The sequence below is a fragment of the Bradyrhizobium quebecense genome (assembly GCF_013373795.3).
Lineage (GTDB): Bacteria > Pseudomonadota > Alphaproteobacteria > Rhizobiales > Xanthobacteraceae > Bradyrhizobium > Bradyrhizobium quebecense.
The window spans coordinates 5,158,296-5,172,743 of the sequence record NZ_CP088022.1 but is presented as its reverse complement, the minus strand read 5'-3'; the positions used below and the strand labels follow the sequence as shown (position 1 = coordinate 5,172,743).

At 65.1% G+C, this 14,448-nt stretch carries 14 protein-coding genes; 8 read left to right on the top strand and 6 right to left on the bottom strand.

Annotated features, from left to right (window positions below; translation table 11 throughout):
- Positions 1-28: 28 nt before the first annotated feature.
- From HU230_RS24945 to clpB, 4 genes are all read right to left on the bottom strand, one after another.
- On the bottom strand, positions 29-844 hold the full coding sequence (locus HU230_RS24945) for a family 1 encapsulin nanocompartment shell protein (protein ID WP_176529420.1): 816 nt from the start codon (positions 842-844) through the stop codon (positions 29-31).
- Positions 837-1,898, bottom strand: a complete 1,062-nt coding sequence (locus HU230_RS24940) for a Dyp-type peroxidase (RefSeq protein WP_176529421.1) — start codon at positions 1,896-1,898, stop codon at positions 837-839. Before HU230_RS24940 ends, HU230_RS24945 begins: the two co-directional genes overlap by 8 nt.
- Positions 1,899-2,015: 117 nt before the next feature.
- Positions 2,016-2,285, bottom strand: coding sequence for a DUF2171 domain-containing protein (locus HU230_RS24935; protein WP_176529422.1), 270 nt, complete (start codon positions 2,283-2,285; stop codon positions 2,016-2,018).
- Positions 2,286-2,388: 103 nt separating this feature from the next.
- Positions 2,389-5,001, bottom strand: a complete 2,613-nt coding sequence (gene clpB / locus HU230_RS24930; protein WP_176529423.1) for an ATP-dependent chaperone ClpB — start codon at positions 4,999-5,001, stop codon at positions 2,389-2,391.
- Between the two features lie 655 nt (positions 5,002-5,656).
- On the opposite strand from clpB, the gene HU230_RS24925 reads away from it, so the two are divergent.
- The 5 genes from HU230_RS24925 (at position 5,657) to HU230_RS24905 (ending at position 8,998) form a co-directional block, all read left to right on the top strand.
- Positions 5,657-7,066, top strand: coding sequence for a YXWGXW repeat-containing protein (locus HU230_RS24925; protein WP_176529424.1), 1,410 nt, complete (start codon positions 5,657-5,659; stop codon positions 7,064-7,066).
- Positions 7,067-7,152: 86 nt separating this feature from the next.
- Entirely contained in the window at positions 7,153-7,335 is a 183-nt protein-coding gene (locus HU230_RS24920) for a hypothetical protein (protein WP_092116659.1), read from the top strand.
- Between the two features lie 122 nt (positions 7,336-7,457).
- Entirely contained in the window at positions 7,458-8,360 is a 903-nt protein-coding gene (locus HU230_RS24915) for a DnaJ C-terminal domain-containing protein (protein WP_176529425.1), read from the top strand.
- Positions 8,357-8,632: a chaperone modulator CbpM gene (locus HU230_RS24910; protein ID WP_176529426.1), complete on the top strand. Its 276-nt coding sequence runs from the start codon at positions 8,357-8,359 to the stop codon at positions 8,630-8,632. The genes HU230_RS24915 and HU230_RS24910 overlap by 4 nt, the downstream gene beginning before the upstream one ends.
- A 141-nt stretch (positions 8,633-8,773) precedes the next feature.
- On the top strand, positions 8,774-8,998 hold the full coding sequence (locus tag HU230_RS24905) for a hypothetical protein (RefSeq protein WP_021081495.1): 225 nt from the start codon (positions 8,774-8,776) through the stop codon (positions 8,996-8,998).
- A 5-nt stretch (positions 8,999-9,003) separates the two neighbouring features.
- Here HU230_RS24905 and HU230_RS24900 read toward each other — a convergent pair whose 3' ends face one another.
- On the bottom strand, positions 9,004-9,237 hold the full coding sequence (locus tag HU230_RS24900; RefSeq protein ID WP_176529427.1) for a hypothetical protein: 234 nt from the start codon (positions 9,235-9,237) through the stop codon (positions 9,004-9,006).
- A gap of 38 nt (positions 9,238-9,275) precedes the next feature.
- Entirely contained in the window at positions 9,276-11,009 is a 1,734-nt protein-coding gene (gene ybaL / locus HU230_RS24895) for a YbaL family putative K(+) efflux transporter (RefSeq protein ID WP_176529428.1), read from the bottom strand.
- Between the two features lie 115 nt (positions 11,010-11,124).
- Between ybaL and HU230_RS24890 the strand changes: the two genes are divergently transcribed.
- The 3 genes from HU230_RS24890 to HU230_RS24880 all read left to right on the top strand — a co-directional run bounded on the left by HU230_RS24890 (position 11,125) and on the right by HU230_RS24880 (position 14,409).
- Positions 11,125-11,790, top strand: coding sequence for an HAD family hydrolase (locus HU230_RS24890; protein ID WP_176529429.1), 666 nt, complete (start codon positions 11,125-11,127; stop codon positions 11,788-11,790).
- Positions 11,791-11,799: 9 nt separating this feature from the next.
- Positions 11,800-12,753: a sugar-binding transcriptional regulator gene (locus HU230_RS24885; protein ID WP_176529430.1), complete on the top strand. Its 954-nt coding sequence runs from the start codon at positions 11,800-11,802 to the stop codon at positions 12,751-12,753.
- 342 nt (positions 12,754-13,095) lie between these two features.
- Entirely contained in the window at positions 13,096-14,409 is a 1,314-nt protein-coding gene (locus tag HU230_RS24880) for an ABC transporter substrate-binding protein (protein ID WP_176529431.1), read from the top strand.
- Positions 14,410-14,448 lie beyond the last annotated feature (39 nt).

Here is a 14,448-nt window from a genome sequence, read left to right as displayed (position 1 = left end):
CTTCCTGGAAGAGTCAACGCCGGCGGGTCTAGGCGGGTTTCTTCGCCTCCGGCGCAAGCACCACCGACGCTTCGCTGGTCAGCATCAGGAAGGTGATGGTCTCCTGGAAATACAGCTGGACCGAGGTCGCCGAGTGGCTGAGATAGCCGATCGAAAGGTCCTGGCCGATCGAGAGCTGGAAATCGCCGCCGCGGGTGGTGAGCAGGACGCCGCCCTCGATCGCAGGCGCCCAGATGATCTTGCCGTCGATCAGGCGCTGGATGTGCTGCAGCACGGGATAGCCGTCGTCGGTCGCACCGCCGATCGCGGTGTAGGGCTCGGTGCCGAGCAGGAGCGTATAGGGATCGTTGACGCCGGCGAGCCGCAACTGGCTGACGGCCTGCGCGACCACGGCGGGGTAATTCTTGATGCTCGACGGCAGCTTCAGCACCGGGTTGCTGGTGCCCTGACGGATGCCCTGAATGCCGGCGGCCGTGTAGCCATCGAACACCGCGCGGTCCTCGGCGAAGGCGATCTTTCGCGCGGCCTCCTTGAGCGGATCCCAGTCGGAATCATTGGAGCCGCGTTCGACGTCGTCGATCGCCTGCCGCGAGAGCTCGAACGGCACGCGCAGCTCGACCAGCGCGCGCACGTCACGCTGCGTCGCCTCGACGCCGTCGCCGGGCGTCGCAATTTTCTTGAGATGGCCGGTGCCGACCGCGGAGAAGTCCGTGCCCTTCGGGCCATCGACGTCGACGACACGGCGCGCCGCCAGATGGCGCTTCAACGTCCGCGAGGCTTCCTCTTCGATCTGGGCCCATGCCGCGTCCGAGATGGGGGCTAGTCCCCGATGAAGATTATTCATGTCCAGCCTCTCCTTTGAGTGAGCCGATCCCGAGCGATCCGTCGGACGGCGGTATTCTTGGTGCAGGTGCCTCGTCAGCCCCGGCGTCATCCAGCGACGGCTCGGCGGGCGCGGCCGCTGGCGCCTCGCTGGTGACTTCCTCCAGGAAGGTCGCCGACGGGATGAAGAACAATGTGCCGGTCACGGCGCGGCTGAAGTCGAGCAGGCGGTCGTAATTGCCCGGCGGCTTGCCGACGAACATGTTCTCCAGCATCTGCTCGATCCGGTGCGGGGACTTGGCATAACCGATGAAATAGGTGCCGAACTCGCCCTTGCTGATGTTGCCGAACGGCATGTTGTCGCGGACGATATCGAGCTCCTCGCCGTTCTCGACGATCGTCGTCAGGGCGTTGTGCGCGTAGCTCGGCTTCATGGCATCGTCGAGCTCGATGTCGGACAGTTTGGTGCGGCCGATGATCTTCTCCTGCATCTCGACCGGCAGCTCGTTCCACTTCTTCAGATCGTGCAGGTATTTTTGTACGATCACATAGCTGCCGCCGGCGAAGGCAGCATCCTCGTCGCCGATGATCGTGGCTTCAGTCGCCGCCTGGTCCTCCGGATTCTCCGTGCCGTCGACGAAGCCGAGCAGGTCGCGCTCGTCGAAATATTTGAAGCCGTGCACCTCGTCCGAGATGGCGACCGCCTCGCCGAGCCGTGACATGATCTGTGTCGCGAGCTCGAAGCACAGGTCCATCGGCACGGCGCGGATGTGAAACAGTAGGTCGCCCGGTGTGGCGACGGCGTGGTGGACGCCGTTGATCTCGCGGAACGGATGCAGACCTTGCGGCTTCGGCGCACCGAACAGCCGGTCCCACGCATCCGAGCCGATGCCCATGACGCAGGACAGCCGGCCCTCGAGATCGCGGAAGCCGACCGCGCGCACCAGCGCAGCCAGATCGGCACACAGCGACCGCACCACCGTATCATATTCCGGATTGGGCTTGATCGTGACCGCAAGGAAGATGGCCGCGCGCGTCAGCTTCGCAGCGACCGGTTGCGGAACGGCTGATGGCACGCATCTCTCCTTAACTAACGGCACTTTCACGCGAAAAAGGTCTGGACTGGACGCCGGATCGACGTCCAGACAGGGGAGAGGAGCATGCCATCGGAGCCTTTACAAGAGCCCGGATTGCTAGGCTTCCGCGGACGGACCAACCGGCTTTCCGGACTTCTCCTCCTCGAGGGTCACCGCAATGGCGGCGTTGGCGGAGAGCCGCACCTTGGAGCCTTCGACACCGGCAACGAAGCCGAGCTCGATATAGTGGTGATGGCCCTTGTGGAAGCCGTCGCTTTCGCTCTTCTTGAGCTTGATGCGGTTGCCTTCGACGTGATCGACGGTGCCGACATGCACGCCGTCGGCGCCGATGATCTCCATGTTGTCCTTGATGTTCTGCTGCGTCATGGCGCTCTCCCTGGTTGCAGGTCGGCTTGTATATTCAGCTTGCATATGATGCGTCGCAGACGACGCGGCGATGACGGCGCGTCGTCGGCGATCCGGGCTTTTCTCACACCGGTTCGAATTCGTCCGCGGCAGCGTTCTCGGGCTTCTTGCCGTTGAAGGTGAGGCCGGTCTTGGTGGCGGAGAGCTTCACCTGCGAGCCGTCGCGCACGTCGCCGGCGAGGATCATCTCCGCGAGCGGGTCCTGCACGCTGCGCTGGATCACCCGTTTCAGCGGACGGGCGCCATAGGCCGGATCCCAGCCCTTCTCCGCGAGCCAGTCGCGCGCCTTCGGGTCGAGTTCGAGATCGATCTTGCGATCCTCGAGCAGCTTGCGCAGGCGCGAGAATTGAATCTCGACGATGCGGCCCATGTCGCTCTTCTGCAGCCGGTGGAACAGGATGATCTCGTCGATGCGGTTGAGGAATTCGGGGCGGAAGTGCGCCCGCACCATGTTCATCACCTGCTCGCGCACCGCACTCGTGCTCTGGCCCTCCGGCTGGTTGACGAGGTACTCGGCGCCGATATTCGAGGTCATGATGATCAGCGTGTTGCGGAAATCAACGGTGCGGCCCTGGCCGTCGGTGAGACGGCCGTCGTCGAGCACCTGCAGCAGCACGTTGAAGACATCGGGATGCGCTTTCTCGATCTCGTCGAACAGCACCACCTGGTAGGGTCGGCGGCGCACCGCTTCGGTCAGCGCGCCGCCCTCGTCATAGCCGACGTAGCCGGGCGGCGCGCCGATCAGCCGCGAGACCGAGTGCTTCTCCATGTATTCGGACATGTCGAGCCGGACCATCGCGGTCTCGTCGTCGAACAGATATTCGGCAAGCGCTTTTGCGAGTTCGGTCTTGCCGACGCCGGTGGGGCCCAAGAACATGAACGAGCCGATCGGCCGGTTCGGATCCTGCAGGCCGGCGCGGGCGCGGCGCACCGCGGTCGACACCGCACGCACGGCCTCGGCCTGGCCGACGACGCGCTTGCCGATCATCTCCTCCATGCGCAGCAGCTTGTCCTTCTCGCCTTCGAGCATCTTGTCGACCGGCACGCCGGTCCAGCGCGACACGACCTGCGCGATGTTGTCGGCGGTCACGGTCTCGCTGGCGGAGGAGGTCTCGCTGGCCTCGACGGCAGCGAGTTTTTTCTCGAGCTCCGGAATGCGGCCGTAGGCCAGCTCGCCCGCCTTCTGGAATTCGCCCTTGCGCTGCGCGTTGGCAAGCTCGGTGCGCAACTGCTCGAGCTCGCCCTTCATCTTCTGCGCGTCGGAGAGCTTGCTCTTCTCCGACCGCCATTTCGACGTCATGTCCGCGGACTTCTTCTCCAGATCCACGAGATCCTTCTCGAGGGTTTGCAGGCGGCTCCTGGAGCCGAGATCGGTCTCCTTCTTCAGTGCCTCCTGCTCGATCTTGAGGCGGATGATCTCGCGGTCGAGCGAGTCCAGTTCTTCGGGCTTGGAATCGACCTGCATCTTCAGCCGCGCCGCCGCCTCGTCCATCAGGTCGATGGCCTTGTCGGGCAGGAAACGGTCGGTAATGTAGCGGTTCGACAGCGTGGCGGCGGCGACCAGCGCCGAATCCGCGATGCGCACGCCGTGATGCTGCTCGTACTTGTCCTTGAGGCCGCGCAGGATCGAGATGGTGTCCTCGACCGTCGGTTCCGAGACGAACACCGGCTGGAACCGGCGGGCCAGCGCCGCGTCCTTCTCGACATGCTTGCGGTATTCGTCGAGCGTGGTGGCGCCAATGCAGTGCAGCTCACCGCGGGCGAGCGCGGGTTTCAGAAGGTTCGATGCGTCCATCGCGCCGTCGCCCTTGCCGGCGCCGATCAGCGTGTGCATCTCGTCGATGAACAGGATGATGCCGCCTTCCGCCGACGTCACCTCCTGCAGCACCGCCTTGAGCCGTTCCTCGAACTCGCCGCGATACTTTGCGCCGGCAATCAGGGCGCCGAGATCGAGCGCGAGCAGCGCCTTGTCTTGCAGGCTCTCCGGCACGTCGCCATTGACGATGCGCAACGCAAGGCCCTCGACAATCGCGGTCTTGCCGACACCGGGCTCGCCGATCAGGACGGGATTGTTCTTGGTGCGCCGTGACAGAACTTGAATCGTGCGCCGGATCTCCTCGTCGCGGCCGATCACCGGATCGAGCTTGCCGTCGCGCGCGGCCTGGGTGAGATCGCGAGCGTATTTCTTCAGCGCGTCATAGGCATTCTCGGCCGACGCGCTGTCGGCGGTGCGGCCCTTGCGCAGCGCATTGATCGCCGCGTTCAGGTTCTGCGGACTGACGCCGCCCTTGGCGAGCAGCTTGCCGGCCTCGCTGTCCTTGTCGGCTGCCAGCGCCTGCAGCAGGCGTTCGACCGAGACAAAGCTGTCGCCGGCCTTGTCGGCGGCCTGTTCCGCCGCGGCGAAGGCGCGCGCGGTCTCGGGCGCGAGGTAAATCTGTCCGGAGCCGGCGCCGCTGACCTTCGGCACCTTCGCCAGCGCGTCTTCGGTCGCCTTGAGGATCGCGCGCGAGTTGCCGCCGGCCCGGTCGATCAGGCCGGCTGCGAGGCCTTCACTGTCGTCGAGCAGCACCTTCAGGATGTGGAGCGTCGAGAATTGCTGGTGTCCTTCGCGCGTCGCGAGCGATTGTGCCGACTGAATGAAGCCGCGGACGCGATCGGTATATTTTTCAATGTTCATCGTGGCACCTCAAGGCAGCACAGGCTCGTCGAGATCCATTATGCCATGCATTGCCGCCGGCGACAGATGGCGGAACGATGACATCCATCATGCGACAGGCGTCCAATCGTGCCGGGCGGAGAACCGCGGGCCTGACGCTGCCGTAGCTCGTATCGTGTGGTCGTTTCAGGGGAGTGTCAATCGCGGAGCGTGGCAGCGGCATACCGCTTTTGAGGTGTTGCGACTGCCGGTGTTCGCTTCTGGCACTGATCCGGAGGCACTGCTACGGACGCACCGACAAATCGGGGTCCGGCATCACGCCGATGGCGGCTCGGCTGATCGTGATGCTTGCGGAGTGAGCGGCGCGACGAACCCGGATGGTTGCAATCGTGCGCGAGCGGAAGTCATGTTCGCGATTTCAGTAACTGTCATCTCGCACCTCGCGGAATGCACGGATGATGCAGACGTGCCTCGCGCGCTGTTCCACTGAATCGCGCGATCATGAGTCACTGCACACTCTGAACCGTCGATGAATAGCCGTGTGATGCGTTTGGCGCTGTTTCAGGTTGATGTAAGGTCAAGGCGCTAGCGATGAAAGTGTGTCGGTGCGTTGCTGATGCACGGAACTTTTGTTCCGGTTCTCACGTTGAATGTGCTCATCGAAGAGGCTCCCCCAATGATCACTCGTCTTCTTTCGACCGCGTCGTGCGCTGCGATTGCCACGGCGCTGTTCACTGCGACCGCCGTGCCGGCAATCGCGCAGGATGCGGCATGCGCGCCGGTCTCTGCCGTCGATACCGCGCCGCCGCCGTTGCCGACCTACGATCAGCCGCCGGTGCCGGGCCCCGGTTACATGTGGTCGCCGGGCAATTGGTCGTGGGACGAGGATCGCGGCGATTACTACTGGGTGCCGGGCACCTGGGTGCAGCCGCCACGGGTCGGGCTGCTGTGGACCCCCGGTTACTGGGGCGCGTTCGGCGGCGGCTTCATTTTCCATCAGGGCTATTGGGGTGATCGCGTCGGCTTCTACGGCGGCATCAATTACGGCTTCGGCTACGGCGGTTCAGGCTATGAAGGCGGCCGTTGGGATCACGGCAACTTCTTCTACAATCGTACCGTGAACAATCTTCAGGGCGCGCGGATCACCAACGTCTACGAGAAGAACGTCACGATCAACCAGACCACCGTCAACAACGTCAGCTACAATGGCGGCCGCGGCGGCATCGAGGTGCGACCGACTCCCGCCGAACGTGCGGTCGCCAAGGAGCAGCATTTCGCGGCGACGCCGTTGCAACGCAAGCAGGTCGAGACCGCAAGCCAGGATCCAAGCCTGTTCAAGCGGGCCAACAACGGCGTGCCCACGGTCGCCGCAACGGCGCGGCCCGGCGAGTTGAAGGGACCGGGCGTGGTCCGCGCGCGGCCGGCCGGCGAGGCGGTGCCTGCTAACGCTACACGGCCGGCAGCCGCGGAGCCGGCGCGGCCAGGGCCAGCGTCCGCACCGGCCGACTCCCATGCGCTCCCGGTCCCGGGCAAGGAGCTCCCGGCGGCGCATCCGTCCGCCGAGGTGAAGAAGCCTGGGGCCGAGGAGAAGCGTGCAACTCCTGCTCCCGAGACGAAGGTTGAGCCGCATCCCGCTGCACCGGCGCCTGCCGAATCCCATGCGCTTCCGGTCCCCGAGAAGGGGATTGCGGCGCATCCGCCCGCCGAGGTGAGCAGGCCTGCGGTCGAGGAAAAGCGCGCGGCGCCCGCCGCCGAGCCGAAGGTTGAACCGCGGCCTGCAACGGAAGCGGCGCGTCCTGCCGCACCGGAGAGGCGGCCTGAAGAGGTGCGCAAGGAGGAGCCGCGGCCCGAGCCTGCCGCGAAGCCCGTCGCGCGGCCGGAGCAGGCAGCACGGCCCGAACCACGACCGGAGCCTGCGGAAAGGCCGGAAGCGCGGCCGGAGACCATGGCGCGCCCTGAGGCGCATCCGCAGCCGGCGCCACGGCCGGAGCCGCACGTTCAGGCGGCGCCGCACGTTCAGGCGCCGCCGCATGCTGCGCCTGCCGCAGGTCACCCCGCAGAGGAGAAGCGGCAGGAGCAACGCTAAGGTACAGCCGCGCTCCGCCGGATCGTTCCGGCAGAGCGCGCACTCTCTTCCACCCGCGCGCAAGCGATCATCACTGGAGGTCGGTCATGGCACAGAGTCACGGTGGCAGCGGACAGCTTGACGACGGCAAGCCGCGCCTGAGCGAGGACGATATGCAGCGAGCCCTGCTCGGTCCGCGGGGCGTGCCGGGCAAGCCGGATCCCGCCAGGATGACGCCGCAGCAGAAAAAGAACATGCCGAACTATCTCGATCCCGGACATACCTCGTAGCGCCCGCGATCTGAGCGCGTGCTGCGCCGCCCATTGCCGGGCGGCGCGCGGGCGCACTTGCAAATCGCCTGCTTTTGCGCCCTCATGATTGCAGGTGCACTCACGGTGTTGCGGAGCAGGTTGTGAGAAATCCGTACGAGGTTCTAGGCGTTGCCCCGACGGCGTCCTCGGCCGATATCCAGAAGGCCTATCGAAAGCTGGCGAAGAAGCTGCATCCGGATCTCAATCCGGGTGACAAGGCGGCCGAAGAAAAGTTCAAGGAAGTCGCTGCAGCGAACGATCTGCTCTCAGATGCCGACAAGCGCAAGCGCTTTGATGCCGGCGAGATCGACGCTGATGGCACCGAGCGGCCACAGCATCGCTACTATCGGGATTTCGCCACCGCGGATGGGGGGCATCCCTATGCCGATAGTTCGGGCTATGCCGACTATATGGACCAGGACGACGCGTTCGCCGAGCTGCTGCGGCGCACAGAGCAGGCGCGGGCGAATCGGCGCGGCCGCGACCTGCACTACAGCCTCGTGATCGATTTCGCCGAATCGATCGCCGGCGCGAGCAAGCGCCTGACGCTTCCCGATGGCGGCACGCTCGATGTGACGATCCCGCCGGGACTGATCGACGGCCAGGTCATTCGTCTGCGCGGCAAGGGCATGCCCGGCAGCGGCAAGGGCGGCCCTGGCGACGCGCTGATCGAAGTGGAGATCAGGCCCGATCCGCGTTTTACCCGCGAGGGCGACGACATCTCGCTGGAACTGCCGATCTCGCTGTCAGAGGCTGTCCGCGGCGGAAGGGTCAACGTTCCGACGCCGACCGGCGCGGTCACGATGACGGTTCCGAAAGGCTCGAACACCGGCACGACGCTGCGGTTGCGCGGCAAGGGCGCGCCCAAGGTCGGCGGTGGTCATGGCGATGAGTTCGTCAAGCTCAAGGTGGTCCTGCCCAAGGGGCCCGATCCCGCGCTCGAGGCGTTCGTGTCGAACTGGGATCGCAAGGGATTCAATCCACGCGATGATGGTGCATCATGAACAAGCAGCAGTTCCTGATCGATGCGGGTCTGGAGGTGCAGACCCTGGAGTTCTGGATCGAGCAGCAATGGCTCGTTCCGGACGAGACCACGCACGAGATCAGCTTTTCCGACACCGACGTGGCGCGCGCGCACCTGATCCGGGATCTGAAAGGTGATTTCGGCGTCAACGATGAAGGGATCGACGTCATCCTCCATCTGGTCGACCAGCTGCATGGCTTGCGCCGTGCGTTCGAAGAGTTGCACAAGGATATCGCGTCATCGCCGCGCTAAAGCGCGATGAGATTAGGTTGAATCGTCATCGCGCATTAGCTCTTTGTTTGAGCATGATCTTGTCGGAAAACCGCTTCGCACTTTTCCGGATCATGCCTTAGCCGCCTCGCTTGCGGCGAACCTCAGTCCCGGGAGACGATCATGACGGACAAGCCGACGCCGCTGGCCCATGGCGAGATCGACGTGCTGATTTTGCAGGCGCTGGTGCGCAAGCTGATCGCAAAGGGCGTGCTGACGCCGGACGACGTCCGCGCGATGCTGTTCGAGGCCGCGAAAAATCTCGACCTTGTCGGCAGCGAGCTGACGACGGAAGCCGCCAACATCATCGTGCAGGAAGATCTGGCGCCGGCATTCCTCGGCGGTTGATTTCGTCAGGTCTGGCCGCTGCGGTTGGAGACCAGCCGGAATTGCGTGATCTGGTCGGCATTGCCGGCAAGATAGGACTGCGCGTCGCGTACCAAACGCTCGATCGCCGCGGCGTCATAGCTCGGATGACGGGTGTTCAGATGTAGATCGGTCTCAATCTGCATCACATTGGTCGTGGCATCGGCGCCGATCTCGATCGAGAACGACACCAATGAAACGTGCGGGCTCTTGAACGCCATGTCTGATCTCCTTTCGTCGCGCAGTCGACGCCGTTACCTCAGGCTGCGGAATCTTCCCTTGCGCTCGCACCATTTTGCGTGACCGCACCAGAGTGTCTGCGATCGAGCTCCTCGATCATGCCGCGGGCGATCTCGCGCTCGCCCATGATCACGATGTCGGCTCCGAGCCCTTTCAGATGATCGACCTCGGCGTCGGAATGGGCGCGCGCGATGATCCGGATATCGGCATTGGCGGCGCGCGCCTGCTCGACGATCTGCCCGGCCTCGAATGCTTCGGGAATGGCGATGACCAGCGATCGCGCGCCGGCCGGATTGGTCGCGCGCAGCACGCTGGCGCGCGCGGCGTTGCCCATCAGGGCTTCGATGCCGCGCTGCTTGAGGTTTGCGACCATGTCGTCGGACGCCTCGACCGCGAGGAACGGCGCGTTGCGCTGATGCAGGGCATCGCCGACGATGCTGCCGACCCGGCCGTAGCCGACCAGGATGGTGTGATCCTGCAAGTCGGTGACCGGGATCGTTTCGGAGGTTGCGGCGGTCGGCGAGGCGGCCTGCGGTTTCTCGAGCCGCGCGGTCAGCCAGTCGACGACCGCGAACACCAGCGGGTTGAGCATGATCGAGAAGATCGCGCCGGCCAGGATCAGGTCGCGGCCGGCCTTCGGCAGCAGATTGAGCGCAACGCCGAGCTCCGCCAGGATGAAGGAGAATTCGCCGATCTGGGCGAGGCTCGCCGAGATCATCAGGGCGGTCGCCATCGGGTGACGGAACAGCACCACGATCAGCAGCGCAGCAAGCGACTTGCCGACCACGATGACGAACAGCGTCGCGACGAACGGCCAGGGTTCGCGCACCACGCTGAGCGGATCGAACAGCATCCCGACCGAGACGAAGAACAGCACCGCGAATGCGTCGCGCAGCGGCAGGGTTTCCTGGGCGGCGCGCTGGCTCAGCGGCGATTCCCGCAGCATCATCCCGGCGAAGAAGGCGCCGAGCGCGAGCGACACCCCGAACAGCTTGGTCGCGCCGAACGCGATGCAGAGCGCGATCGCGAGCACGGCCAGCCGGAACAGCTCGCGCGAGCCGGTATGCGCGATGTAGTGCAGGGCCCACGGGATCAGCCGCCGTCCGACCACCAGCATCAGCGCGATGAACACGGCGATCTTGATCAGCGTCAGCGCCAGCACGCCGGTCAGCCCGAGGCCGAAGCGGGCGGCGAGCGGATCGGAGGTGAGTGCCGCGCCATCCCCGCCCTGGAAGCTCGCCACGGCCGGGAACAGCACCAGCGCGAGCACCATGGCGAGGTCCTCGACAATCAGCCAGCCGACCGCGATCTTGCCGCGTTCGGTGTCCATCAGGCGGCGCTCCTGCAGCGCGCGCAACAGTACGACGGTACTTGCGACCGACAATGCGAGCCCGAACACCAGGCCGGCGCCGACGGTCCAGCCCATCACCAGCGCGAGGCCGAGGCCCAACAGCGTGGCGACCGCAATCTGCGCAATCGCACCGGGCACCGCGATCGCTCGCACCGACAGCAGATCGTTCAGCGAGAAATGCAGGCCGACGCCGAACATCAGGAGGATGATACCGAGCTCCGCGAGTTCGGTTGCCAGCGCCTGATCGGCGACGAAGCCGGGCGTGAATGGACCTACGGCGACGCCCGCGATGAGATAACCGACCAGTGGCGGAACCCGAAAGCGCTGCGCGATGGTTCCGAAGACGAAGGCGAGTCCGAGGCCCGCGACGACGGTCGCGATCAGAGGTGTGTCATGCGGCATTTCGCCTTGTCGCACAGCATGGTTGGCGGTGCACCGCGACCATTTGAGGCGCGGCATTCCGCGCGCGGAACCGTGATCTATTGCTCATGGCGTGAGCATATGATCTCATGCCGCGATGGATCCGCGGCTTCCTGAGACCGATCTGGTCATCTTCGACTGCGACGGCGTGCTCGTCGACAGCGAGGAATTGAGCTGCCGCTGCCTCGCCGAGGCGATGGCGAAGGCCGGCATCGAGATGAGCACCGAGCGGGCGCTCGAACTCTTCCTCGGGCGCAGCACCACGGCCCTGGTCGACTATTGCCGGGGCGTGGGCAAACCGTTGCCTGCGACTTTCCTGCCCGAATTGGCGCACCAGGTGCGCGAGACCTTCCGCGCGCAGCTCAAGCCGATTGCGGGCATCGCCGCCGTGCTCGCGGAATTGCGGCTGCCGTATTGTGTCGCTTCATCGAGCGATCTTGACCGCGTGAGGTTCTCGCTGGAGCTGACTGGCCTTGCGGCCAGCTTCGGACAGCGGCTCTACACCGCGCAGATGGTCGAGCATGGCAAGCCGGCGCCGGATCTGTTCCTGTTTGCCGCCGGCGGAATGGGAGCTGATCCGCGCCGCACGCTGGTCATCGAGGACAGCCTCAGCGGGGTGACGGCGGCAAGGGCCGCGGGCATGAAAGTGTGGGGATTTGTCGGCGGCGCCCACTATCAGCTGGCGGACGGCAGTGCTCTGCTGAAGCAGGCCGGGGCGGATCGAATCTTCGCCGCGATGACGGATTTCTGGAACGAAGGCTGACGCACGATCATGGCTGCGCCCGACAACGAAAAGTCTCGTCTCGACGATGCGGCGCGCGCCGGCTGGCTGTATTTCATCGCGGGCCATACCCAGGACGAGATTGCAAAAATGCTGCAGGTGTCGCGCGCCTCGGCGCAGCGCCTGGTGTCGCTGTGTCTTGCGGAGCGGCTGATCACGTTTCGTCTCGAACACCCCATTGCCGCCTGCATGGAGCTCGCTTCCCGGCTGAAGGCGCGGTTCGATCTGGTGCATTGCGACGTCGTGCCGACGGATCCGGCGGCGCCGCTGTCGAATGCGGGGATCGCCGAACGCAGCGCCAATCTGCTGGAGCTGACGCTGCGCTCGGAGACGCCTGTCATCGTGGCGCTCGGCACCGGCCGCGCGGTGCGTGCCGCGGTTGAGCGGGTCTCGCCGATCGAGCGGCCCGATCATCAGATCGTCTCGCTGGTCGGCAACATCTCCGCCGACGGCTCGGCAAGCTTCTACGACACGGTTGGACGGCTCGCCGACCGCACCGGCGCGCGGCATTACCCGATGCCGCTGCCGTTCCTGATGTCGAGCGAGGACGAGCGCAACCGCATGATCCGCATCGATCCGATCGCGCGGGTGAGGGCGGTCGCCGCCAAGGCCGATCTGCGCCTGATCGGCATCGGCCAGATGGACCAGAAGGCCCAGGTCCACGTCGACGGCTTCGTCACCCGCGAAGAATTGCTGGAGATGATGCGGCTTGGGGCGGTCGGCGAGGTGACCGGCTGGGCCTATGATGCCAAGGGCCGTCTGATCAAGGGTGGCACCAACAAGCGGCTGACCAGCATTCCGCCGCAGATCCCTGCGGTGTCGACCACGATTGCGGCGGCCGTCGGCGTCGCCAAGGTGCCGTCGATCAGGGCCGCGCTGGCGGGCCGGGTGATCAACGGTCTCATCACGGATGAGGCGACCGCACGCGCGGTTCTGGATCGCTAGATGTCACGAGTCGGGTGACTCCCTCTCCCGCTTGCGGGGGAGGGCTGGGGTGGGGGTCTGTCCTCGAGTCGTACTGCGGAGAGAGCCCCCACCCGGATTGCATCGTCGATGCAATCCGACCTCCCCCGCAAGCGGGAGAGGTGAGCCTTCGATGCCGCTCCAGCTCAATCCAATTCGCCGTCAGTCGCTCCCTTCGCATCCGCGAAAACCACCATTCCAGGCTGTGTTGGAACCCGCAATCGCGCGGGACGGTGCAGTCGCGTGCTTGACAAATTTTAACGACGGGATGAACATACGCCCAACACGTGGGCATATGCTCAACGTGACATAAGGGAGGTCACCTTGAAAAACGTCCTTTGCGCCGTTGCGGGCGCGGCTGCTCTATTGATCTCTGCCCCCTCGATCGCCCAGACCACGCTGACGGTGGCGACCGTCAACAACAGCGACATGATCCGCATGCAGGGGCTCAGCAGCGAGTTCACCGCGAAGAATCCGGACATCACCGTCAAATGGGTGACGCTGGAAGAGAACGTGCTGCGCCAGCGCGTGACCACCGATATCGCCACCAAGGGCGGCCAGTTCGACGTGCTCACCATCGGTACCTACGAGGTTCCGATCTGGGCCAAGAAGAACTGGCTGGTGCCGCTCGACAAGCTCGGCGCCGACTATGACGTCGGTGACCTGTTGCCCAAGATCCGCGACGCGGTCTCGGTCGACGGCAAGCTCTACGCCGCGCCGTTCTACGGCGAGAGCTCGATGGTGATGTACCGCACCGACCTGTTCGACAAGGCCGGCCTGAAGATGCCGGAAAGCCCGACCTGGGACTTCGTGGTCGATGCCGCCAAGAAGCTGAACGACAAGGCCGGCGGCGTCTACGGCATCTGCCTGCGCGGCAAGGCCGGCTGGGGCGAGAACATGGCGTTCCTGACCGCGATGTCCAACTCGTTCGGCGCGCGCTGGTTCGACGAGAAGTGGGAGCCGCAGTTCAATTCGCCGGAATGGAAGAAGACGCTGACGACCTATGTCGACCTGATGAAGCAGGCCGGCCCTCCCGGCGCTTCGTCCAACGGCTTCAACGAGAATCTCGCGCTGTTCAGCGCCGGTAAATGCGCGATGTGGATCGACGCCACGGTGGCGGCGTCCATGGTGACCAACCCGAAGGATTCCAAGGTTGCCGACAAGGTCGGCTTCGCGCTGGCGCCGAACACCGGGCTCGGCAAGAACGCCAACTGGCTGTGGGCATGGAGCCTCGCGATCCCCGCCGGCTCGAAGAAGGTTGATGCGGCCGAGAAGTTCATCGCCTGGGCGACCAGCAAGGATTACACCAAGCTCGTCGCGTCGAAGGAAGGCTGGTCCAACGTGCCGCCCGGCACGCGCACGTCGCTGTACAAGAACCCTGATTATCTGAAGGTCGCGCCCTTCGCCAAGCTGACGCTGGCCTCGATCGATGCGGCCGATCCGAACAAGCCGACGGTGAAGCCGGTGCCTTACGTGGGCGTGCAGTATGCGGCGATCCCTGAATTCCAGGGCATCGGCACCCAGGTCGGCCAGCAGTTCTCGGCGGCGCTCTCGGGTTCGACCACCGTCGATGCGGCACTCACCGCTGCGCAGTCCGTGACCGAGCGCGAGATGAAGCGCGCGGGCTACATCAAATAAGCCACGCCCCAGACGAAGCCAGGGCGCAGCACGCGCCCT

Coding starts and splice junctions, on each gene's coding strand:
- ybaL (WP_176529428.1), bottom strand. CDS start 11,009: ATGCCGCATGACACACCTCTGATCGCGACCGTCGTCGCGGGCCTCGGA.
- HU230_RS24890 (WP_176529429.1), top strand. CDS start 11,125: ATGGATCCGCGGCTTCCTGAGACCGATCTGGTCATCTTCGACTGCGAC.
- clpB (WP_176529423.1), bottom strand. CDS start 5,001: ATGAACATTGAAAAATATACCGATCGCGTCCGCGGCTTCATTCAGTCG.
- HU230_RS24935 (WP_176529422.1), bottom strand. CDS start 2,285: ATGACGCAGCAGAACATCAAGGACAACATGGAGATCATCGGCGCCGAC.
- HU230_RS24885 (WP_176529430.1), top strand. CDS start 11,800: ATGGCTGCGCCCGACAACGAAAAGTCTCGTCTCGACGATGCGGCGCGC.
- HU230_RS24905 (WP_021081495.1), top strand. CDS start 8,774: ATGACGGACAAGCCGACGCCGCTGGCCCATGGCGAGATCGACGTGCTG.
- HU230_RS24925 (WP_176529424.1), top strand. CDS start 5,657: ATGATCACTCGTCTTCTTTCGACCGCGTCGTGCGCTGCGATTGCCACG.
- HU230_RS24910 (WP_176529426.1), top strand. CDS start 8,357: ATGAACAAGCAGCAGTTCCTGATCGATGCGGGTCTGGAGGTGCAGACC.
- HU230_RS24920 (WP_092116659.1), top strand. CDS start 7,153: ATGGCACAGAGTCACGGTGGCAGCGGACAGCTTGACGACGGCAAGCCG.
- HU230_RS24900 (WP_176529427.1), bottom strand. CDS start 9,237: ATGGCGTTCAAGAGCCCGCACGTTTCATTGGTGTCGTTCTCGATCGAG.
- HU230_RS24945 (WP_176529420.1), bottom strand. CDS start 844: ATGAATAATCTTCATCGGGGACTAGCCCCCATCTCGGACGCGGCATGG.